This window comes from Amycolatopsis pigmentata (assembly GCF_042684065.1).
In the GTDB taxonomy this organism is placed as follows: Bacteria; Actinomycetota; Actinomycetes; order Mycobacteriales; family Pseudonocardiaceae; genus Amycolatopsis_E; species Amycolatopsis_E pigmentata.
The window spans coordinates 238,421-260,050 of sequence record NZ_JBHUKR010000021.1; the positions used below are offsets into that span (position 1 = coordinate 238,421).

Here is a 21,630-nt window from a genome sequence, read left to right on the forward strand (position 1 = left end):
GGAGGGACTTACCCTTCCGAACCTCGACACACGTAGCGCGCCCGTGTTCACACTCAGGAAGTCGTGCCGATCCGGTGCGTTTCAACAATAGTCGAAGGTGCCACCTCTGGATTTACACGCACGGCGCGACGGGTGCGCACGGAACAAGGAGCAGGTCATGCCCCACCTAGGACCTTCGCGGGCGGCTGCGCTCTCTTTCGAACGCCGCACATCGAAGATCCGGAGACGAACGACTCGTGACCGCATCCGAATCACCGAAAAATGATCCGTTGATCGATCCTCCGACTCGGTCAATGACGCTGACGGATGCCAGGAAGGTGACCTGGCAGGAATTTGGCCTGCCGGACGGAAGACCCGTTCTGTACTTTCACGGTGGTGGCAGCACCAGCCTGGAGGCCGGCCTCTTCCACCGGGAGGCCGTCCGAAGAAACCTCCGCCTGATCGCACCGAACCGGCCAGGTGCCGGCGGCTCGACGCTCTGCTCCGGTCGCACCGTCGCGGCGTACTCGGATGATCTGAGCGAGTTGCTCGACAGCCTGAGAATCGAACAGTTCGCCTGCTTCGGCGAGTCCAACGGCGGCTTGATCACGTTGGCGGTGGCCGCCTCCATGTCGGCTCGCGTTCTCGGCGCCGTGCCCATCAATCCGACGGTTCCATGGTTCGACCCGCTGGCAAGGCGCGTGTGCTCCCGTTCAGCGGCAGCGGGATACCGCCTGATCAAATACTTGCCATGGGTCATCACCAGGCTGGAAAAGAACTCGGTACCCAGAATACGCAAGCTGAAATCCGCACCTCGTCACCACAACGACGGATTCAACCCGCTGGATCTGGCCGGACCACCTCCTGGGATCGAGCAGGATGTCGGTGAGTTCCATTGGCGGGTGATGGCGGAGCGCGCCGGCACGCCTGCCATGATGGCCGAGATGAAATGGGCGGCCGCTGATTGGGGATTCGACTACTACTCGATTCCCGTAGCGTTGGATATCTTCTGCGGCGCGTACGATTCCCAAGCTCCTTTCGCGCTCGTGCTCGCGGACCGCAATCCGGACGCGCGCTTTCACTACTTTTCGTTCGGGCACTACGGCTTCTCTCACCCGGATGCTCGATATCGAATCCTCGATACGATCTCCGGCTACTTCCAGCCATGAGAATCCGGCAAGCCGGTCAGGCCGGCTGAACCAGGTCGTGGTGCGCGCCGAGCAGGTCGGTGCCGAAACCGATTTTCACGCCCGCTTGTTTGAACGGGTCCCGTGGAGTGCGGAGGAGGTGAAGATTTTCGTCGTGGTCCGGAGCTACGGGCAGGACGTTGTGGCCCGTCAGTGCGTCCAGGCCGCGCTCGGACACGGCGGCTGACCTCGCACGTGCATTGCACGCTGACGCCCGTATTCGGCCATATGGGGTGGGGACCGAAGGCATCCGCCAACCAGGGTGCCTCTGGTGAGATCTGAACTCACACTGGACGGGTTTTGAATGGGTGTCTGAAACGCGCGATGACCGGGTCATACACAGTGGCGGACCGGATTTCGGGGTATATCGGGGGTGCGACGCTCAAATGTCGTTCTGCAGCGCACTTGCGCGGACGTGTGCCTGTGAGGGCGCTGACATCTCCAGGTTTGTGTATAAAAAAGTTCTCAATGCTCAATTCGAGCCCTTGGCTAAATATATTAAATTATCGAGCGAACCGCGGTCCAGTCCGGGTAATTTGTATAGTTGACCCAAATCTGCTAAAAATTCATGGAATCGAAACCATGTTTGTGCTTCCCTCAACAGAACTACAAGTTCGCGTGTCGCTTTGTCCCAGTGGTCAACGGTCGCGTAGTAGACGATTAGGTTGGCTCGGTGGAGCAGAGGGGCTGATTCAAGGAGGTGCTCGGCCAAATTTATTGCCTTCTGCACATATTCTGCTCCGTCGGCCGGATAGCCTTGCTTAATCCGGGTTATGCCGAAAAGGTAAACCCACCAACTGTCTTCGGGGTCGAGTTCGATGGCGCGGGTGAGGTCGGTGAGGGCTTCCTCGTAGCGGCCCATGGCCTGGAAGGTTTCTCCTCGGTTGCCGGTGGCCCAGTCGTCTTCGGGGTTGAGTTCCATGGCGCGGGTGAAGTCGGTGAGGGCTTCGTCGTAGCGGCCCATCAGCCGGTACACCACGCCCCGATTGGCGGTGACTCGGGCTACTTCGGGGTTGAGTTCGATGGCGCGGGTGAGGTCGGTGAGGGCTTCGTCGTAGCGGCCCATGGCCTCGGAGGTTCTTCCTCGGCTACCGATGGCCCAGGCGCTGTCGGGGCTGAGTTCGATGGCGCGGGTGAGGTCGGTGAGGGCTTCCTCGTAGCGGCCCATGGCCTGGAAGGTTTCTCCTCGGCTACCGATGGCCCAGTGATCTTCGGGGTCGAGTTCGATGGCGCGGGTGAGGTCGGTGAGGGCTTCCTCGTAGCGGCCCATCAGCCGGTAGGTCTCGCCTCGGTTGCCGGTGGCCCAGGCGCTGTCGGGGTTGAGTTCGCTAACGCGGGTGAAGTCGGTAAGGGCTTCGTCGTAGCGGCCCATCAGCCGGTACACCACGCCTCGGTTGCCGGTGGCCCAGGCGTAGCCGGGGTTGAGTTCGATGGCGCGGGTGAAGTCGGTGAGGGCTTCCTCGTAGCGGCCGATGGCCTGGAAGGTTTGTCCCCGGTTACCGATGGCCCAGGCGTAGCCGGGGTCGAGTTCGATGGCGCGGGTGAAGTCGGTAAGGGCTTCCTCGTAGCGGCCCATGGCCTGGAAGGTTTCTCCTCGGCTACCGATGGCCCAGTCATCTTCGGGGTCGAGTTCGATGGCGCGGGTGAAGTCGGTGAGGGCTTCCTCGTAGCGGCCCATCAGCCGGTAGGTCTCGCCTCGGCCAGCTAGTGTGTTTTCCAACTCGGAGTTCAGACCTAATGCGTTGTTGAAGTCCGCCAGTGCCGCCTCGTAACGGTCAGCGTTACGGTGGTCTCTACCGCGTAGTCGGAAGGCTTCTGCGCGTGCGTCATCGGCCAATAGGTCACCGTTGAGCAGCGTCGTAAGGAACGCGATCTCCTCATCGTCGGTGGTTAGCAGGGCTTCGGTCAGGCGCTCGCCCCACGTCAGAACGTTCTGCGCGCCGGAGTCCTGACCAGCCGCTACGAGCATGGCGGCCCATCGTCGGGCCATGGTCATGCTGGCTTTGGTGGCGTTCACCGCATCCGTCAGAGCTCGGGTAAGGGCCACTGTCGGTTCGGCACACAGTTCGTGGTAGGCCTGTTCGAGGCGATGATCTTGCCACGTCGTGTCCGTCCAACCGTCGTCTTGTGGTATGCGCAGTGCTTCTCGTTCATTGCGGTGATATTCGGCGAGTTGGCGGTGCCGGGTGCGCCACTTCTGGATTGACAGGCTGCGGGTGATCCGGAGCATGGGTGCCCGGGCGACGTCGTGGTATCGCCAGGAACCGGAGGTTTCAGTCACGAAGGGCAACTGGCGGAGCCAGCGGAACTGGTCGGGGACGTTGTCGGTTTTGCCAGAGGCCGCGGCCAGGATGTCTTCATTGAGCTTTCTCGCCAAGGCGCCAGCGAGCGCGATTTCGCGGTGTTCTTCGTTGGGTTCCCATTTGAGGAATCGTTCTACGGCGCTGTCGCTAGGGTCCACGACGCTGCTCGTGTCGCTGGGCTGATGATCGGCGAGGGTGGCCAGCCAGACGGGCAGGCATCCGGAGAGTGTGAGGATGACGTTGATAACCCGTTCGTCGTGCACGCCTCGCGCGGTGAGAAGTTCGCGGGCTTCGGTTTCGGTGAATGGGGCCAGCGGGACGTCCGCGATGACGCTGCGATAGGGCGACCACCGGTTGGAGTCCAGCGGTCGTTGCCCGCTGACCGTGAGCACGAGGTTGGCCGGTACCTCGCCATACCGGTCGGCCAGGAGGTCGAGGAGCCAGGTTTCGAGGAAGGGAGAAGTGCGTTCGAAGGTGTCGAGGAACAACGCCACCTGGTGCGTGTCGGCCAGTCGGGTCAGATCGTTGACGAACGCCCGGCTGAGCACTTCAGCGGGGGATAGCATCAATTGGAGGTCGTCCGAACGACGGAACTTCTCGCTCAGATAGATGCGGAAACGGTCGACCTGTTCGGCGGCGGCTTTGGCATCGACAACGTCAGCGAACGCGCCAAGGACCGGCACGCCTTTGGCTGCACTCAGCCCGATGCCCACCGCTGTCTTGGTCAGGAACGCGCCCGCTGGCGCCTTGGGGTCCGACTCGACCTCGTGTCGGCGTTGTCGGTAGGTCTCCGATTTCTGCGAAAAGCGACGGAAAGTAAGGCCTTGTCGAATGAAGTCGGCGGCCAGAGTGGTCAGTGTTTCCACGACATCGAAGCAGTTCTCATCCGCGTAGGCACAGGCGACCGCGTTTTCTTCAGCGACCTGCTGGAACCGTTGGGTGAGAAACGTCTTGCCGACGCCGGCGACCCCGTGAACGTTGAAAATGACGACGCGATGGGCGTCTGTTAGAGGAAGCCGCAGGTTCGCGCCGTATTCGGTCAGCCGTTCTCGCCTGCCCACGAAGTTGGCCTGCTGCCGTCTCTTGATGATCTCACGGAGAGCAGGCCCTTTGCCCGTCACGCGTCACTCCCCCTGTCAGCGATCTGCCACGTCTGCTCTACCCAAGTCGCCAGGATAGGCGTGAATATTACGCGCCCCGGTGCCACTTTACGTTCAAGACAGGACGCTGATGCTCGCCGTCCGCGAAGTCCAGCGAAGCGGCCCAAGGCTCGAAGCGTTCTTCGGTGCGATGTACTCCTCCGCACTCCGGCCGGAGGAGGTGACCGCGCTCAACAAGCGGAACCTGTCGATCCCCGAACCGGAATGGAACGGCGCGAAGGGAGAGTACGAGTACGGATGGGGGGAATTCCACCTCGACGAGGCCGAACCTCACGCTGGGAAGCGCTGGACCGGCAGCGGGAAGCCCCGGGACAAGCGTCAGTTGAAATCTCGGTCGGTAGGGGAGGGCCGCCCGGTTCCGATTCCACCCGAGTTGACTGCGCTGCTGTGGCACCACACCGGGGCTTATGGATACGGGCCGGATGGCCGCCTCTTCTGCGGGGAAAGAGGCGGAGAAGTCCCGATGATCACCTATACCCGGGTGTGGCGGGCCGCGCGGGAGCTCGCGCTCACCAAGGAAGCGCAAGCAACGCCGCTCGCCCGCCGGCCGTACGATCTCCGGCATGCCGCGTAAGCACCTGGCTGGCCGGGGGAGTGGACCCGGCGACCGTTGCCGAGTGGGCCGGGCACTCCCTGTCCGTGCTGATGGAGGTCTACGCGGCGTGCCTCTACGGACAGGACGCCGTGGCGCGCCGACGCGTCCAAGCGGCCCTTGGTCACGGCACCGAGCGGTGAGCCTGGGCAGACATTGGGCAGAACTGGCCGGGTATTGCCGGGCGTGACCGGAGAAAGCCGGAAAGGTAGGGATGCCGCCCTGACTGACGTTCGCGCTGGTCAGGGCCGGTTTTCAGGTTCGGATGGGGGTGCCCTCGGCAGGATTCGAACCTGCGACACCTGCCTCCGGAGGGCAGTGCTCTATCCCCTGAGCTACGAGGGCTTTATCGCTGTGCGACGGGTAGTAGCCTAGCGCATCGGTTTCAGGCGCCCTGCGGGAGCCCCACCCTTTCGGGGAAGTGAGCTCGGTCCGGCTGCGCATACGCGCATATCTCTATATGTCAAGAGGGGTAAACGGCCGACGCGACGCCGAACGTCGGCCGTCCGATCAGGAGGGCAGCGGCTGGGCGCCCCTGGCCGTGAGCATCTGCCGCATCAGGTCCATCTCGGCGCCCTGGGAGACCAGCATGCTCTGCGCCAGCGTCCGGACCGCGGTCACCGAGGCATGGTCGTGCGCGTACTGCGCCATTCCCGCGCCGCCCTGGTGGTGGCGCAGCATCAGCTGCAGGAAGTAGACGTCGAGGTCCTTGCCGGACAACGTGCGCAGCTTCGTCAGCTCGTCGTTCGTCGCCATGCCGGGCATCAGGGCGCCGTTTCCGGCGGCCTGGGTGCCGCCCATGGCCATGCCGTCGTGGCCGGCGGGCTGCTGCATCCACGCCATGTTCGCGCCGACCGCCTGCTCCGGCTGGTTCCACAGCATCAGCCAGCCCTTCATCCGGCCGATCTGCTCCAGCTGGGTGCTCTGGATGTCGAACGCGAGTTGCCGGAGTTCGGGATCGGCCGTGTGATCACGCTCCCAGTTGGCCATCGTGACGGCCTGGGTGTGGTGCGTCGACATGTCCTGCGCGAACCCGACGTCGACCGAGCCCGCGGTGGGGGTGGCCTGCTCGCCGCCGCTGAGCGCGCGCTGGGTGAGGAACATCCCGAGCACCGCGCCCAGCAGCAGCACCACGACGACCGAGGCGCCGATGACGATCACCCGCGACGAGGGCGACCGGATCTCGGGAACCTCCTCCGGGGCCTCGGTGCGCGTCATGAGGTAGGCGCCGTCGAGGGCTTGCCCATGTCCTGCTGGGTTCCGCCGGAACCCTTGTAGTCCATCGGCTTCGCGTCCTTGCCGGGCGGCGTCGGATCGAACGGCGGCGGGTTGCTCGGGTCGAACGCGCCAGGCCCGAGCGCGTCGCACGAGGCGCCGACCTCGGGGTGGGTGTTCGGGTTCTGGCGAAGCGCGGTGATGAACTCGTCGATCTTCGGGTCGTCGGCGCTGTCCACCTTGAGCTGGTGGCCCCACGACTGCAGCGAGATCGGCCGGTCGAGCCCGGGATAGGGCGACATCATCGAGTACGGCTTGCCGGTGACCTTGGCCTTGAGCTTGTTCAGCGCGTCGCCGGTCACCTTGTCCGGGTTGTAGGCGATCCACACCGCGCCGTGTTCCAGCGAGTGCACCATGTTCTCGGTGCGCACCGCGGTCGGGTACACGATGCCGGTGCACGCGGCCCAGTAACCGTCGTGCGGACCGCCGAAGGGCGGCGACTGGTCGTAGGCGACCCGTTCGGTCGGCAGCACGTGCACCGAGCCCGTGTAGGTCTTGGTCACGATCCCGCTGAGCTTGGTCGACGGGTCGGGGTTGCTCGCCGAGGGCACCCATTCGGCCAGCGCGCGTTTCGGCGCGGACTGGACGAGGTAATAGGTGACGACGACGGCGGCCAGCGCTATTACGCCGACCACGGCGATGATCGTGCCCCAGGGCACGCCACGCTTGGTGACCACCGAACCGCGGGTCGCCTTGGCGACCTTCTTCGGGGTGGGCTTCTTCTTCGTGCCGCTGGCCATACCCGCGATTCTAAGGACAGGCTGTCCGGTCCGTGTCAGCGGCTCGCGCACGGCCACATACACTCGCCTGGTGACTCCCGCCGTGCTCGCCGACCTCGTTCGTTCGTCCGCTGTGCAGGTACTTTCCGCACGCGGGCTCGACCATGCCGTCCTGCCCGAAAAGGTCACGATCGAGCGACCCCGCAACCCCGAACACGGTGATTACGCCACCAATCTCGCCCTGCAAGTGGCCAAGAAGGCCGGCCTGGCGACGCGTGAGTTCGCGCAGGCCCTCGCGGACGAGGTGGCCAAATCCGACGGCGTGGCGGCGGCGGAGGTCGCCGGCCCCGGCTTCCTGAACTTCCGGCTCGCCGCCGACGCGCAGGGCGAGCAGATCCGGGAGGTGCTCGCCGCGGGCGATGCCTACGGTCGTGGCGACATCTACGCCGGGCGCAAAATCAACCTCGAATTCGTCTCCGCGAACCCGACCGGCCCGGTCCACCTCGGTGGCACCCGCTGGGCCGCGGTCGGCGACGCGCTCGGCCGCATCCTCGCCGCGCAGGGCGCCGAAGTCACCCGTGAGTACTACTTCAACGACGCGGGCGCCCAGATCGACCGTTTCGTCCGATCCCTCATCGCGGCGGCCAAGGGTGAGCCCGCGCCCGAGGACGGCTACGCCGGCGCCTACATCCGCGACATCGCCGCCGAGGTCATCCGCCGCGAGCCGAGCACGCTGTCGCTCCCGGAAGACGAGCGGAACGAGACCTTCCGGTCCATCGGCATCTCCCTGATGTTCGACGACATCAAGGGAAGCCTGCGGGACTTCGGCACCGAATTCGACGTCTACTTCCACGAGGGCTCGTTGCACGACAGCGGCGCGGTCGAGCGTGCGGTCGAGGAGCTGAAGACCTCCGGCCGCCTCTACCACGCGGAGGGCGCCTGGTGGCTGCGCTCCACCGAGTTCGGCGACGACAAGGACCGCGTGGTCATCAAGAGCGACGGGCGGCCCGCCTACATCGCCGGTGACATCGCCTACCTCCAGGACAAGATCGGCCGCGGCTTCGACCTGTGCATCTACATGCTCGGCGCCGACCACCACGGCTACATCGCCCGGCTCAAGGCCGCCGCGGCCGCGCTGGGGCACGACCCCGCCGTGGTCGAGGTACTGATCGGGCAGATGGTCAACCTGGTCAGCGACGGCAAGCCGGTGCGGATGAGCAAGCGGTCCGGCACCGTGATCACCATCGAGGATCTGGTCGAGGCGGTCGGCGTGGACGCCGCGCGGTACGAGCTGTCGCGCTATTCGGTCGACTCCAGCCTGGATGTCGACCTGGACCTGCTTCGCAAGCACAGCAACGACAATCCGGTCTACTACGTCCAGTACGCGCATGCCCGGCTGGCATCGTTGCAACGGAACGCGGCAGACCTCGGGCTCAAGCTGGACGCCGGCGCCGACCTGGGGCTTCTCACCCATCCGCGTGAAGGTGATCTGATTCGCACGATCGGGGAGTTCCCGAAAGTGCTGCGCACCGCGGCCGAACTGCGCGAGCCGCATCGCCTGGCCCGCTACCTGGAGAACCTGGCCAGCGCCTACCACAAGTTCTACCCCGTGGCCCGCGTGCTCCCGCAGGGAGACGAGGAGGCGACCCCGCTCACCTTCGCCCGCCTCGCGTTGTGCGAGGCGACCCGGCAGGTGCTGGCCAACGGCCTCGCTCTGCTCGGTGTCTCGGCGCCGGAACGGATGTGATCGGCGATGGCGCATCCCGCTGGACCCCTGCACGCCGAGGTACATCCGCACGCGGACACCTCCGGATTCCCACCGTCCACAGCGGACGAACTCGACCGGCTGCACCCGGAAGTGTGGCCCCGCAACGCTTCCCGGGGCGATGACGGGGTCGTCCGTCTGGCCGGTGTGGACGTTCGCGAGCTCGCCGAGACCTACGGCACGCCGCTGTTCGTGATCGACGAGGACGACTTCAAGACGCGCTGCGCCGAGCACGCGCGGGCGTTCGGCGACCCGTCACTGGTGCACTACGCCGGAAAGGCGTTCCTGTGCACCGAAGTCGCGCGCTGGGTGGCCGAAGAGGGCCTGAGCCTGGACATCTGCAGCACCGGTGAGCTCGCGGTCGCGCTCCGGGCGGGTTTCCCGCCGAAGCGGATCGCCTTCCACGGCAACAACAAGTCGAGTGCCGAACTGGAGCTGGCCGTCGAGGCCGGGATCGGCGTGATCGTGGTCGACTCGTTCTTCGAGATCGCCCGCCTCGCCGACGTGGCGGCCCGCCTCGACGTGGTGCAGCAGGTCCTGGTGCGCGTGACGGTCGGCGTCGAGGCGCACACCCACGAGTTCATCGCGACCGCGCACGAAGACCAGAAGTTCGGTTTCTCGCTCGCCGCGGGCGACGCCGCCGAGGCGGTGCGAAGGGTGCTCAACGCTTCGTCGCTGGAACTGGTCGGCCTGCACAGCCACATCGGCTCGCAGATCTTCGACGCCGACGGGTTCGAGGTCGCGGCCCGGCGCGTGATCGGCCTGCTTTCCGAACTGCGCAAGGAACACGGCGAAGAGGCGCTCGCTTCGCTGACCACCGTGGACCTCGGGGGCGGCCTCGGGATCGCCTACACCGCCGACGACGATCCGCCACCGCCGGCTTACCTGGCCGAGCAGTTGCGCACGATGGTCGCCAAGGAATGCGAGCACGAGGGTCTCCCGGTGCCGCGCATCGCGGTCGAACCGGGCCGGGCGATCGCCGGGCCGGGCACGGTGACCCTGTACGAGGTGGGCACCATCAAGAACGTCGCTCTCGGCCACGGCCACGAGCGCCGTTATGTCAGCGTCGACGGAGGCATGAGCGACAACATCCGCACCGCGCTCTACGACGCGGTGTATGACTGCCGCCTGGTGTCGCGGTCGAGCGACGACGGGGGAGCGAGCGTGGGCGCGGCGCTGTCGCGCGTGGTGGGCAAGCACTGCGAGTCGGGTGACATCGTGGTCCGCGACTGCTGGCTTCCCGGCACCCTCGCGCCGGGCGACCTGCTCGCCGTGGCGGCCACCGGGGCCTACTGCTATTCGATGGCCAGCAACTACAACCGGCAGCCCCGTCCGGCCGTCGTCGCGGTGGCCGGTGGCCAGGCGCGGCTGCTGCTGCGCCGGGAGACGGTGGAAGACCTGCTGCACCTGGAGGCGCTGTAATGCCAGTGTCTACTCGCGGCCGTCCGATCAACCACAGAGCGCGCGCCGGCGAAGCCCCGCTATCGGGGCGGCGGGGCGCCCTCGAACGGCACGTAACTTGCCCTCTTCATCAGCGCCCTGTCGACACGATCGCGGTCGCGCGCAAGATCGCGAAGAAGGAGGCGCTGTGACTGAGGGCAAGGCGGTCAAGGTTGCGCTGCTCGGCTGCGGCACGGTCGGCAGCGAGGTGGCGCGGCTGCTGACCGAGCAGGCCGACGAGCTCGCCGCGCGTGCCGGGGCGCCGGTCGAGCTGGCCGGGATCGCGGTCCGCCGTCCCGGCAAGCACCCGGAACTCCCGCAACATCTGCTCACCTCCGACGCGGCGGGGCTCGTCGAGTCCGATGTGGACGTCGTGGTCGAGCTGATCGGCGGCATCGAGCCGGTCCGCGGTTGGCTGCTTGCCGCGCTGCGCAAGGGAAAATCCGTGGTGACGGCGAACAAGGCGCTCCTTTCGGAATACTCCGCGGAGCTGTCCGAGGCCGCCGACTCGGCCGGTGCCGACCTGTACTTCGAGGCCGCCGTGGCCGGCGCCATCCCGTTGCTGCGCCCGCTGCGGGAGTCGCTCGCCGGTGACCGGATCACCAAGGTGATGGGAATCGTCAACGGCACCACCAACTTCATTCTGTCCGCAATGGACTCCACGGGTGCCGGGTACGCGGAAACACTGGAAGAGGCGAGCAGGCTCGGTTACGCCGAGGCCGACCCGACGGCCGATGTGGACGGTTACGACGCGGCGGCCAAGGCGGCGATCCTGGCATCGCTGGCGTTCCACAGCCGGGTCACCGCCTCGGACGTGCATCGCGAAGGCATCGGCGAAGTGTCCTCTTTCGACATCGCCGCCGCGAAAGCGTTGGGCCGCACGGTAAAGCTGCTCGCGATCTGCGAGCGCGTGACGGCCGACGACGGCACCGAGTCGGTCTCGGCGCGGGTGCATCCGGTGATGATCCCGCGTGGCCATCCGCTCGCGAGCGTGGGCGGCGCGTTCAACGCGGTCTTCGTGGAAGCGGACGCGGCGGGCGAGCTGATGTTCTACGGCCAGGGCGCCGGTGGCGCGCCGACCGCGAGCGCGGTGCTCGGTGACCTCGTCGCGGTGGCGCGCAACCGGGTCCTCGGTGGCCGAGGGCCCCGCGAATCCGCGCACGCGGCGCTCCCGGTGCGGCCGATGGGGCAGACCCCGACCCGCTACCACGTCAGCCTCGACGTGGCGGACCGGCCGGGCGTGCTCGCGCAGGTCGCGCACGTGTTCGCGGCGCACGACGTGAGCATCGCGGCGGTCCGCCAGCGCGACCGCACCTCCACCGCGAGCCTGGTCATCGTCACGCACCTGGCTCCGGACGCGGCCCTGGAGGCCACAGTGGAGGAAATCGGCAAAATGGACGTAGTGCACGAAGTCGTCAGCGTCATGAGGGTGGAAGGCGAAGACCAGTGATACGCCTGATGTCGATCCGCGGCTGTCAAGGAAACAAGAGAGCGCGCCTTTTTTTGCCGCTGCTTTGTGGGGGAACGGCCCCCACACCCCCGCTGGGGGCAAGCCCCCAGACCCCCTCATCGGGGCGGCAGGGCGCCGATGCACTCGACGCGACGTGTGATGGGAAAGAGCGCCCTGTCGACACGATCGCGGGGGCGCGCAAACTGGCGGAGGAAGCATGACCGGTAAGCCTGGTTGGCCCGGGATCATCGAGGCCTATGCCGGCCGGGTTCCCGTTCCGCCCGGCGCCCGGGTCATCACTCTCGGCGAGGGCAACACCCCGCTGATTCCCGCCCCGCATCTGTCCGAACTGACCGGGTGCACGGTCTACCTCAAGGTCGAAGGCGCCAACCCCACGGGTTCGTTCAAGGACCGCGGGATGACGGTCGCGATCACGCACGCGCTGGCCAGCGGCCTGCGGGCGGTGATCTGCGCGTCGACCGGGAACACCTCGGCTTCGGCCGCCGCCTACGCCGCGCGCGCCGGGCTGACCTGCGCGGTGCTCATTCCCCAGGGCAAGATCGCGATGGGCAAACTGGCCCAGGCGATCCTGCACGGCGCGCGGATCCTGCAGATCGACGGCAACTTCGACGACTGCCTGGAACTGGCTCGCAAGACCGCGATCGACTACCCGGTCACTCTGGTCAACTCGGTGAACCCGGTGCGGATCGCGGGCCAGAAGACGGCCGCGCTGGAGATCTGTGACGTGCTCGGCCGCGCGCCGGACGTGCACTGCCTGCCGGTCGGCAACGCGGGCAACATCACCGCGTACTGGGCCGGGTACGCCGAGTACGCGGCGGACGGCGTGGTGCCCTCGACCCCGCGCATGTTCGGTTTTCAGGCCGCCGGCGCGGCTCCGCTGGTGCGGGGCGAGCCGGTGGCCGAGCCCGAGACCATCGCCACCGCGATCCGGATCGGCAGCCCGGCGTCGTGGGACGGCGCGGTCAAGGCGCGTGACCTCTCCGGTGGCCTGTTCGACGCCGTCACCGACGAGCAGATTCTCGATGCCTACCGCCTGCTGGCCCGTACCGAGGGCGTCTTCGTCGAACCCGCGTCGGCGACCGGAGTCGCCGGGATGCTGCTGACCGCCGCCGACGGCCGGCTTCCCCGCGGTTCGACGGTCGTGTGCACCGTGACCGGGCACGGCCTGAAAGACCCGGCCACAGCCCTGGAAGGCAACATCGAGGTGGAACCGCTGGCGGTCGACTCGCGGGCCGTGGCGGCCGCCCTGGAGCTGTCTTGACCTGCTTCACCATCAGGGTTCCGGCGTCGACGGCGAACCTCGGTCCGGGGTTCGACGCGCTGGGCCTGGCGCTCGGGCTGTACGACGTGGTGGAGGTCGAGGCGACCTCGTCCGGGCTGAAGGTCGAGGTCGTCGACGCCGGGGCGGGCGGTGTCGCGGATGTGCCGCTGGACGAGTCCCACCTGGTGGTCCGTGCGATCAGACGGACGAGCGAGCACGTCGGTGTGTCGCCGCCCGGCCTGCGGTTGCGGTGCGCCAACGCGATTCCGCACGCTCGCGGGCTGGGGTCGTCGGCGGCCGCCGTGGTGGCCGGCGTCGCCGCCGGATACGCCCTGGCCGGCCGGGAGATGGACGCGGACGCCCTGCACCTCGCCGCGGAGTTCGAGGGCCATGCCGACAACGCGGCGGCCAGCCTTTTCGGGGGCTTGGTGATCGCCTGGCGGGAAAGTGGCCGGTTTCACGCACGGCGGCTCGAACCCCATCCGGACCTCCGGCCGGTGCTGGCCGTGCCGATGGTGCGTTCGTCGACCGAGGAGGCCAGGGGCCTGCTGCCCGCGCGCGTCTCCCACGCCGACGCGGCGTTCACCGCGGGGCGCGCGGCGCTGGCCGTGCACGCGTTGACCGCCGACCCGGCCCTGCTGCTGCCGGCCACCGAAGACCGGCTCCACCAGCACTATCGTGCGCCCGCCTACCCCCTGAGCGCCCGTCTGGTGAGCGAACTGCGCTCGGCCGGAATCGCCGCGGCGATCTCCGGCGCCGGACCGTCGGTGCTCGCCCTGACCACGGACGGAATACTTCCCGCCTCCGCCGGCGTTGCACACTTCGACGTCATCGAACTGCCGGTGGATCTGGCAGGAGTCCAGGTCACGGGCCGGTAGCGTGGATGCGGCGGATTCGCGGCACACCGGGGGTGGTTGTTGCACCTCCTCGCCCGTCGGTCTACTCTCGGGGGCGTTCGATCACCGTGTCCCTAGCGGGGCATCAGCACCCGGTCGGCCACGATAAGCGGCAACGCCATCGTCGCTCATCAGGCCTTCTGTGCGTATTCCGCACCCGGTGTGAGTCCCGGGGGTACTGACCTCGGATCACATCTTCGTTGAGCCGATACGGTGACGGCAACCTCCCGTGTGGCGACTCCGCCGCTGTGACCTGTGATCTCGGCTGGAGAAGCCCACCGGGGAGACGGCAAAAGCCACTCCGCGATCAGACGCGGGCGGTAGTCCGCTGATCCACCTGGAGGCGTGGATCGGTCAGGAAGGACATGTGTGAGCAACACCGATCTTTTGAGCGGCGATCTGGATACCCAGAGCGCCACCGCGAGTGAGCCCGACGAGGCCAACGGCACCGCGGCACCCAAGCGGAGGACTGGGGGACTTTCCGGCATGGTCATCGCCGATCTGCGCGAACTGGCCAACGAGCTGGGCGTCGCGGACACCAAGGGGATGCGCAAGGGCGACCTGATCGCCGCCATCCGCGAGCGGCAGGGCAAGTCGCCCCGCCGGCCGAACGTGCGCACCGACAACACGCTGCCCATCGAGGGCCTGGCGACGGTACCGGCCGAGAAGGCCCCCGAGAAGGCCCCGGCGGAGCAGGCTCCGGCCCGGTCCGACGAGCGTGCCGCCGACGAGCGGCCGGCCCAGCGCCCGGCCGAGCAGGCGGCGGGCGAGGACGGCCAGCAAGGCGAGGACGCGGGCCGGCGTGAGGGCGGCCGCCGTCGCCGCGGAGCGAGCCGCGCCCAGGGCAGCCCCGAGGCGGGCGGCCAGCGCGACGCGGGCGGCCAGCGCGACCAGCAGTCGCGTGGCGAACAGCAGTCCGGCGAGCGCCGTCAGAGCGACCGCGGGCAGAGCGACCGGAGCCAGAACGACCGGGGTCAGAACGCCGGTGGGCAGAACGACCGCGGGCAGAACGACCGCGGCGGCCAGTCCGGTCAGCGTGGCCAGCAGGGCGGCTCGGCCCAGGGCAACCAGGGCAACGCCGACGACGACGAGGGCGGCCGCCGTGGCCGCCGGTTCCGTGACCGTCGCCGTGGCCGGGGCACCGGCGGCCGTGCCGAGGGCGGGCAGGACACCGAGATCCGCGAGGACGACGTCCTGCTCCCGGTCGCGGGCATCCTCGACGTGCTGGACAACTACGCCTTCGTGCGGACCTCGGGCTACCTGCCGGGGCCGAACGACGTGTACGTGTCGCTGGCGCTGGTCCGCAAGTACGGCCTGCGCCGGGGTGACGCGATCACCGGCGTCGTCAAGCAGCCGCGCGAGGGTGAGCAGCAGCGCCAGAAGTTCAACCCGCTGGTGCGGGTGGACACCATCAACGGTCTCGACTCGGAACAGGCCAAGCGCCGTCCCGAGTTCACCAAGCTGACGCCGCTCTACCCCAACGAGCGGCTGCGCCTGGAGACCGAGCCGCACAAGCTGACCACCCGGGTGATCGACCTGGTGATGCCGGTCGGCAAGGGCCAGCGCGCGCTGATCGTGTCGCCGCCGAAGGCGGGCAAGACCACGATCATGCAGGACATCGCGAACGCGATCACCACGAACAACCCCGAATGCCACCTCATGGTCGTGCTCGTCGACGAGCGGCCGGAAGAGGTCACCGACATGCAGCGGTCGGTGAAGGGCGAGGTCATCGCCTCGACGTTCGACCGTCCGCCGTCGGACCACACCTCGGTCGCGGAGCTGTCCATCGAGCGCGCCAAGCGCCTGGTGGAGATGGGCATGGACGTGGTCGTCCTGCTCGACTCGATCACCCGTCTCGGCCGTGCCTACAACCTGGCGGCCCCGGCGTCCGGCCGGATCCTCTCCGGTGGTGTCGACTCGACGGCGCTCTTCCCGCCGAAGCGTTTCCTCGGCGCGGCGCGCAACATCGAGAACGGTGGTTCGCTGACCATCTTCGCCACCGCCATGGTGGAGACCGGTTCCACCGGTGACACGGTCATCTTCGAGGAGTTCAAGGGCACCGGCAACGCCGAGCTCAAGCTGGACCGCAAGATCGCCGAGCGCCGCGTGTTCCCGGCGGTGGACGTCAACCCGTCCGGCACCCGTAAGGAAGAGCTGCTGCTCTCGCCGGACGAACTGGCCGTGCACCACAAGCTGATCCGGGTGCTCAACGCGCTGGACTCCCAGCAGGCGATCGACCTGCTGCTGTCCCGCCTGCGCAAGACGAAGACCAACATCGAGTTCCTGATGCAGGTCTCGAAGACCGCCCTCGGCAGCGACGACGACTGAGGTTTTCGGAAGCAAGGGGCGTTTACTACGAATCATCCGTAGTAAACGCCCCTTGCTCCAAGGCCGGGAGCGGGGGAATACCCCGGGCCCGGAGCACGTTGTCGCCTCTGGCAGAATCAATCCGCTGAAGTCCGGTTCCGGTTCACCTCGCTCGCGAGGACCCGGCGACCACCGAGAGTGCCCCCTCCGTGACGCGGCGAGCGACGGGCAGGGCGTAGAGAGGACCCCATGAAAAGCGGTATCCACCCCGAATACGTGGTCACCAACGTGACCTGTGGCTGCGGGAACACCTTCACCACCCGGAGCACCAAGACCTCGGGCGACATCCACGTCGAGATCTGCTCCAACTGCCACCCGTTCTACACCGGCAAGCAGAAGATTCTGGACACCGGTGGCCGGGTCGCGCGGTTCGAGGCGCGTTACGGGAAGCGGCAGAAGAAGTCCGACGCCAAGTAGCTTCACCGACGGCGCCTGTCTCCTCCAGCGGAGACGGGCGCCGTCTTTCATGTACTACCAAAGGGGACATCAGAAAGGTTCGGCTGTGGATTCGTCATCCCTGCGCGGGTTGCGCGATGAGTACGCGGAGTTGGAAAAGCAGCTCGCGGACCCGGCCGTGCACGCCGACCAGTCCCGTGCCCGCAAGCTGGGCCGCCGCTACGCCCAGCTGACCCCGGTGATCAAGGCGATCGGCGAGCTGGACGCGACGCGGGAAGACCTGACCGCCGCGCGGGAGCTGGCCGCCGAAGACCCCGCGTTCGCGACCGAGGCGCAGGAACTGGCCGACCGCGTTCCCGCGCTGGAGGAACGCCTGAGCGAGTTGCTGCTGCCGCGCGATCCCTACGACGGCTCGGATGTCGTGATGGAGATCAAGTCGGGCGAGGGCGGCGAGGAGTCCGCCTTGTTCGCCGGCGATCTGCTGCGGATGTACCTGCGCTACGCCGAACGGCACGGCTGGAAGGCCGAAGTGCTCGACGCGGTCGACTCGGATCTGGGCGGCTACAAGGATGTCACCGTGTCCATCAAGAGCAAGGGCACCGATGCCGACGGCGTGTGGGCCCGGTTCAAGTACGAAGGTGGCGTCCACCGGGTGCAGCGCGTGCCCGCGACCGAGTCGCAGGGCCGGATTCACACCTCCGCGGCCGGGGTGCTGATCTACCCCGAGCCGGAGGACGTCGAGGTCGAAATCGACCCGAACGACCTGCGCATCGACGTCTTCCGGTCGTCGGGACCCGGCGGGCAGAGCGTCAACACGACCGACTCGGCGGTCCGCGTGACGCACCTGCCGACCGGGATCGTGGTGTCCTGCCAGAACGAGAAGTCGCAGATCCAGAACCGGGCGCGCGCGATCCAGGTGTTGCAGGCCAGGCTGCAGGCCATCGCCGAGGAGGAGGCCGCGAGCAAGGCGGCCGACGCGCGGCGCTCGCAGGTGCGCACCGTCGACCGTTCCGAGCGGGTCCGGACGTACAACTTCCCGGAGAACCGGATTTCCGACCATCGCGTGAATTTCAAGGCCTACAACCTCGATCAGGTGCTCGACGGGGAATTGGACGCCGTTCTCGACGCCCTCGCCGACGCCGATCGCCAGGAACGCTTGGCTACGGCGGCGTCCTGACCACCGACATCGACCCGACTGGACCTTCTGGCCTGCGCCGGATGTCAAGTGCGCTATGGGAAAGTAAAGGGGTGAAGCGGCAGCCCCTTCGACTCGCGATCCTCGAAGCGATCAGGATTCTCGAGGCAGCCGGTGTCGAGTCCCCCCGGACCGACGCCGAGCTGATCGCCGCGCACGTCCTGGGCGTCGAACGCGGCCGCCTGCCCCTCGTCCCGCTGGTCGACCCACCGGTGATCGACGCGATCGGCAAGCTGGTCACCGAGCGCGCCAAGCGTGTGCCGCTGCAGTATCTGACCGGCTGGGCGGCGCTCGGGCCGATCACGGTCGAAGTGGGGCCGGGGGTGTTCATCCCGCGCCCGGAGACCGAACTGCTCCTGGAATGGGGGCTGGCGCTCCTGCGCGGCCGCACGAATCCGATCGTGGTCGATCTGTGCACTGGTTCCGGTGCGCTGGCGCTGGCGGTGGCGCACGCCATGCCGGACGCCGTGGTCTACGCGGTGGACTCCGACCCGCACGCGCTGGCGTGGGCCCGGCACAACGCCGATGTCCGCGCCGAAGCCGGCGACACGCCGATCCGCCTCTACTCCGGTGACGTCGGCGACGACACCATCTTCGCCGAGCTCGACGGGCTGGTGGATCTGGTGTTGTGCAACCCGCCCTATGTGCCGCCCGGCGGTGAACTGCCTCCCGAGGTGCTCGACTACGACCCGCCGCAGGCGGTGTTCGCGGCCGACGGCGGTCTCGCCGTGATCCGCCAGGCGGTGGCCACCGCGGCGCGCCTGCTCAAGCCGGGCGGCGGGCTGGCGATCGAGCACGACGACACGCACGGCTCGGTCGTTCCGGCCCTGGTCACGGCGCGCAAGGTGCTCACCGCCGTCGAGGACCACCCGGATCTCACCGGCCGTCCCCGGTTCGTCACCGCGCGCCGCCTCTGACGGACTGTCGGCGAATCGCGGGCTCGTTCGCCGACGGGCACTCCAGCCCCCAGCCGCCTTCACGGGCCTTACGCGCGTGGGGATAGGCTCTCGCGTCATGAGTGTGGTGTACGACTGCAGCCGGCCCGAGACCCGGGCCGAGGGTCTCGCGGCCGCCTCGGGCGCGGTCCGGTCGAGCAGGCTGGTCGTGCTGCCCACGGACACGGTGTACGGGATCGGCGCCGACGCGTTCGATTCCGGTGCGGTGCGCGCGCTGTTGCGGGCGAAGAATCGCGGACCGGACATGCCGGTCGGCGTTCTCGTCGGTTCGTGGTCCACAGTGGACGGCTTGGTGCTCGGAGTTCCGCCTGAGGCAAGGGCTTTGATCGAAGCGTTCTGGCCGGGCGATCTGTCCATTGTGCTCGCCCACGCGCCCAGCCTCCAGTGGGACCTGGGCACCACACGCGGCACGGTGATGCTGCGGATGCCACTGCATCCGGTGGCACTGGAACTTCTGCGGGAGGTCGGGCCGATGGCGGTTTCGAGCGCGAACGTCTCCGGACGCCCGCCGGCTTCGGATGTCGAGCAGGCGCGCGAACAACTCGGTGATTCCGTCTCGGTCTATCTCGACGGTGGTCCCAGTGGCGCGCCGGTGCCCTCCTCCATCGTCGACCTCACCGGCGGCGAACCCGTGCTGCTGCGCGAAGGGGCGGTCAGTGCCGAGGCCGTCTCGGAAGTTCTCGGCAAGCCAGTGACGGCGAAGTCCTGACCCGGAGCCGATTTTTCCGATGACTCCCATCGTCACCGCCGGTCTTCCGATCCGCGAGTACATCCTCGTCGGGCTGATTTCGGGCGCGCTGACCTATCTCCTGACCGGTCTCGTGCGCCAGTTCGCCATCCGTGCGGGCGCGATCGCCACACCGCGTGCCCGTGACGTCCATGTCCTGCCGATTCCGCGCATGGGCGGCATCGCGATGTACCTCGGCGTGGTCGGCGGGATGGCCATGGCCCACCAGTTGCCCGTGCTGCGCCGGGCGTTCGAGTTCTCGTTCGACCCGGTGGGCGTGATCATCGGCGGCGGTGTGATCGTGCTGATCGGCGCGCTCGACGACCGCTTCGAGATCGACGCCTGGACCAAGCTCGCCGGCCAGGTGCTCTGCGCCGGGATCCTGGTCATCTTCGGCGTGCAGTGGAACGCCTTCTGGGTGCCCTGGGGCGGCAACGGCAACAACTCGCTCGGCTCGCTGGTCGTCCTCGGCAACAACCAGGGCGGCCTCCTGATGGTGCTGCTCGTGGTCGTGCTGGTCAACGCGATGAACTTCGTCGACGGCCTGGACGGCCTGGCCGCCGGGCTCGGCTTCATCGCGGCCGCGGCGACCTGCACCTTCTCCATCGGCCTTCTGGACTCCGCCGGCGGTGACGTCGGCACCTACCCGCCCGCGCTGATCGCGGCCACGCTGGCCGGTGCCTGCCTGGGCTTTCTGCCGCACAACTTCCAGCCCGCGCGGATCTTCATGGGCGACTCCGGTTCGATGATGATCGGCCTGATGCTCGCCGGCGCCACCACCTCGGCCTCGGGGAAGATCAATTACACGCGGTTCGGCGGCTCGGACCTGATCGCGTTGCTCGCGCCGCTCTTCGTCGTGATCGCGGTGCTGTTCCTGCCCATGCTCGACCTGGTCATGGCGGTGATCCGGCGGACCCGGCGAGGGGAGAGCCCGTTCGCCGCGGACAAGATGCACCTGCACCACCGGTTGCTCGAAATCGGCCACTCGCAACGACGTGCGGTCCTGCTCATCTACCTCTGGGCGGGACTCCTGGGTTTCGGTGCGGTGTCGCTGACCTTGTTCAACAAGGCCGGCGTGTTCTGGATCGCCGGGGCAGGGCTCGTGCTCGCCGCGATCGTTTCGCTCATCCCGCGGCTCAAGCGGGCGCAAAGCGCGCGCGCCTATCCCGTGGCCGCCGCGCCCGAGGACACGCACGACTCCGCACGGTGACCAGTCACGGCGACGTTCGTGACGAGGCAGAGGTAGTCCTTTGTGGCCGGTCGGCATCCGGTGCGAGGGCGTGCCGACCAGCGAGGTTTCCGCCTGCCGGACTAAGGAGTACGCCTGTACGGCATCGGCGCGATGACTGGTATCGTGCGCGTCAGGAGGCGGATCCGTCCGGCCCTCCCGGTGATGGACCCCGACCGGCAACGTGGCGATCGAGCAGTATTGCCTTCCCTCGTTCCCCCGGATCGGCCGTGCCGGGTGGCGGTCGCGGGGGTCACTTTCGTCCTAGTACCGCGTGCGAGGGACGGATGCCCGCCTGCGAGTACCCGAAAGGTATCGGGTACGTTAAGTCCAGATCGTGACGATTCCCCCGGCGGAGTGAACGCCGGCCGGGAGAACCGGAAGGAGCCAGGTTGGGCGCGCTGGTAGCTGCCGAAGGCGAGGTGTTCGCCCCCGGGCCGGCCGCATGGCCGGTGTCGACGTCCCCGGCAAATACTCGAAGAGGAGTCGTGCCGTGCCAGGTAGGTCTCCGCGCCCGGCGGAACTCATCGGCCTGGGCTCCACGGTCGTCGTCCTCGTTGTGGGCTTCACCCTGCTCGGCTGGTTCGCCGACGGCTGGTTCCACACCTCACCGGCCCTTGTTTTCATCGGTCTGGCGGTCGGCATCGTGACCGCCTGTCTCGTCTCGTATTCGCAGTTCCGGAAATTCCTCCAGTGAGGTCGAGGGTCTAGTC

The 21,630-nt window shown here is 67.6% G+C and carries 19 protein-coding genes and 1 tRNA gene; 15 read left to right on the top strand and 5 right to left on the bottom strand.

The annotated features are described in order from the left end of the window. Positions 1-236: 236 nt before the first annotated feature. Entirely contained in the window at positions 237-1,148 is a 912-nt protein-coding gene (locus ACFSXZ_RS32335) for an alpha/beta fold hydrolase (RefSeq protein WP_378269389.1), read from the top strand. A 16-nt stretch (positions 1,149-1,164) separates the two neighbouring features. Here the strand turns inward: ACFSXZ_RS32335 and ACFSXZ_RS32340 are convergent, their stop codons facing one another. Next, the gene (locus ACFSXZ_RS32340) at positions 1,165-1,344 is read right to left on the bottom strand and encodes a hypothetical protein (RefSeq protein ID WP_378269391.1); all 180 of its coding nucleotides are present in this window, start codon (positions 1,342-1,344) and stop codon (positions 1,165-1,167) included. 294 nt (positions 1,345-1,638) lie between these two features. Beyond that, positions 1,639-4,590 carry a tetratricopeptide repeat protein gene (locus ACFSXZ_RS32345; RefSeq protein WP_378269393.1) on the bottom strand — a complete coding sequence of 984 codons (2,952 nt, stop codon included), beginning with the start codon at positions 4,588-4,590 and terminating at the stop codon, positions 1,639-1,641. A 79-nt stretch (positions 4,591-4,669) separates the two neighbouring features. On the opposite strand from ACFSXZ_RS32345, the gene ACFSXZ_RS32350 reads away from it, so the two are divergent. Together ACFSXZ_RS32350 and ACFSXZ_RS32355 are read left to right on the top strand one after the other, a co-directional pair. Next, complete coding sequence (locus ACFSXZ_RS32350) at positions 4,670-5,203, top strand: hypothetical protein (RefSeq protein WP_378269395.1); 534 nt, start codon at positions 4,670-4,672, stop codon at positions 5,201-5,203. 20 nt (positions 5,204-5,223) lie between these two features. After that, positions 5,224-5,364 (top strand): hypothetical protein, encoded by a 141-nt coding sequence (locus ACFSXZ_RS32355; protein ID WP_378269397.1) that lies wholly within the window; start codon positions 5,224-5,226, stop codon positions 5,362-5,364. 129 nt (positions 5,365-5,493) lie between these two features. Here ACFSXZ_RS32355 and ACFSXZ_RS32360 read toward each other — a convergent pair. The 3 genes from ACFSXZ_RS32360 to ACFSXZ_RS32370 all read right to left on the bottom strand — a co-directional run bounded on the left by ACFSXZ_RS32360 (position 5,494) and on the right by ACFSXZ_RS32370 (position 7,236). Beyond that, positions 5,494-5,566 (bottom strand) — tRNA-Arg (locus ACFSXZ_RS32360). A 165-nt stretch (positions 5,567-5,731) separates the two neighbouring features. Next, entirely contained in the window at positions 5,732-6,439 is a 708-nt protein-coding gene (locus ACFSXZ_RS32365) for a DUF305 domain-containing protein (RefSeq protein ID WP_378269399.1), read from the bottom strand. After that, the gene (locus ACFSXZ_RS32370; protein WP_378269401.1) at positions 6,436-7,236 is read right to left on the bottom strand and encodes a DUF3105 domain-containing protein; all 801 of its coding nucleotides are present in this window, start codon (positions 7,234-7,236) and stop codon (positions 6,436-6,438) included. The genes ACFSXZ_RS32365 and ACFSXZ_RS32370 overlap by 4 nt, the downstream gene beginning before the upstream one ends. A 70-nt stretch (positions 7,237-7,306) precedes the next feature. Between ACFSXZ_RS32370 and argS the strand changes: the two genes are divergently transcribed. The 12 genes from argS (at position 7,307) to ACFSXZ_RS32430 (ending at position 21,614) form a co-directional block, all read left to right on the top strand. Continuing rightward, the gene (gene argS / locus ACFSXZ_RS32375; RefSeq protein ID WP_378269403.1) at positions 7,307-8,962 is read left to right on the top strand and encodes an arginine--tRNA ligase; all 1,656 of its coding nucleotides are present in this window, start codon (positions 7,307-7,309) and stop codon (positions 8,960-8,962) included. 6 nt (positions 8,963-8,968) lie between these two features. Beyond that, a complete protein-coding gene (gene lysA / locus ACFSXZ_RS32380) occupies positions 8,969-10,402 on the top strand; it encodes a diaminopimelate decarboxylase (RefSeq protein WP_378269405.1) in 1,434 nt (477 codons plus the stop codon). Positions 10,403-10,568: 166 nt separating this feature from the next. Next, positions 10,569-11,870 carry a homoserine dehydrogenase gene (locus ACFSXZ_RS32385; protein ID WP_378269407.1) on the top strand — a complete coding sequence of 434 codons (1,302 nt, stop codon included), beginning with the start codon at positions 10,569-10,571 and terminating at the stop codon, positions 11,868-11,870. Between the two features lie 217 nt (positions 11,871-12,087). Beyond that, a complete protein-coding gene (gene thrC / locus ACFSXZ_RS32390) occupies positions 12,088-13,152 on the top strand; it encodes a threonine synthase (RefSeq protein WP_378269408.1) in 1,065 nt (354 codons plus the stop codon). After that, positions 13,149-14,030, top strand: a complete 882-nt coding sequence (gene thrB / locus ACFSXZ_RS32395; RefSeq protein WP_378269410.1) for a homoserine kinase — start codon at positions 13,149-13,151, stop codon at positions 14,028-14,030. The genes thrC and thrB overlap by 4 nt, the downstream gene beginning before the upstream one ends. 387 nt (positions 14,031-14,417) lie before the next feature. After that, complete coding sequence (gene rho, locus ACFSXZ_RS32400; RefSeq protein WP_378269411.1) at positions 14,418-16,376, top strand: transcription termination factor Rho; 1,959 nt, start codon at positions 14,418-14,420, stop codon at positions 16,374-16,376. Positions 16,377-16,604: 228 nt separating this feature from the next. Further along, positions 16,605-16,832, top strand: a complete 228-nt coding sequence (rpmE, locus tag ACFSXZ_RS32405) for a 50S ribosomal protein L31 (protein WP_378269412.1) — start codon at positions 16,605-16,607, stop codon at positions 16,830-16,832. Positions 16,833-16,917: 85 nt separating this feature from the next. Further along, positions 16,918-17,988 (top strand): peptide chain release factor 1, encoded by a 1,071-nt coding sequence (gene prfA / locus ACFSXZ_RS32410; protein ID WP_378269413.1) that lies wholly within the window; start codon positions 16,918-16,920, stop codon positions 17,986-17,988. Between the two features lie 71 nt (positions 17,989-18,059). Beyond that, positions 18,060-18,923, top strand: coding sequence for a peptide chain release factor N(5)-glutamine methyltransferase (gene prmC, locus ACFSXZ_RS32415; RefSeq protein WP_378269414.1), 864 nt, complete (start codon positions 18,060-18,062; stop codon positions 18,921-18,923). 97 nt (positions 18,924-19,020) lie between these two features. Continuing rightward, the gene (locus ACFSXZ_RS32420) at positions 19,021-19,671 is read left to right on the top strand and encodes an L-threonylcarbamoyladenylate synthase (RefSeq protein ID WP_378269416.1); all 651 of its coding nucleotides are present in this window, start codon (positions 19,021-19,023) and stop codon (positions 19,669-19,671) included. A gap of 19 nt (positions 19,672-19,690) precedes the next feature. Beyond that, positions 19,691-20,899, top strand: a complete 1,209-nt coding sequence (locus ACFSXZ_RS32425; protein ID WP_378269418.1) for a glycosyltransferase family 4 protein — start codon at positions 19,691-19,693, stop codon at positions 20,897-20,899. Between the two features lie 511 nt (positions 20,900-21,410). Further along, on the top strand, positions 21,411-21,614 hold the full coding sequence (locus tag ACFSXZ_RS32430; protein WP_378269419.1) for an AtpZ/AtpI family protein: 204 nt from the start codon (positions 21,411-21,413) through the stop codon (positions 21,612-21,614). Positions 21,615-21,630 lie beyond the last annotated feature (16 nt).

Bases quoted from the DNA above. Each gene is read 5' to 3' on its own strand.
- ACFSXZ_RS32365 (WP_378269399.1), bottom strand. From the start codon at position 6,439: ATGACGCGCACCGAGGCCCCGGAGGAGGTTCCCGAGATCCGGTCGCCC.
- ACFSXZ_RS32370 (WP_378269401.1), bottom strand. From the start codon at position 7,236: ATGGCCAGCGGCACGAAGAAGAAGCCCACCCCGAAGAAGGTCGCCAAG.
- lysA (WP_378269405.1), top strand. From the start codon at position 8,969: ATGGCGCATCCCGCTGGACCCCTGCACGCCGAGGTACATCCGCACGCG.
- thrC (WP_378269408.1), top strand. From the start codon at position 12,088: ATGACCGGTAAGCCTGGTTGGCCCGGGATCATCGAGGCCTATGCCGGC.
- rpmE (WP_378269412.1), top strand. From the start codon at position 16,605: ATGAAAAGCGGTATCCACCCCGAATACGTGGTCACCAACGTGACCTGT.
- ACFSXZ_RS32420 (WP_378269416.1), top strand. From the start codon at position 19,021: ATGAGTGTGGTGTACGACTGCAGCCGGCCCGAGACCCGGGCCGAGGGT.
- ACFSXZ_RS32425 (WP_378269418.1), top strand. From the start codon at position 19,691: ATGACTCCCATCGTCACCGCCGGTCTTCCGATCCGCGAGTACATCCTC.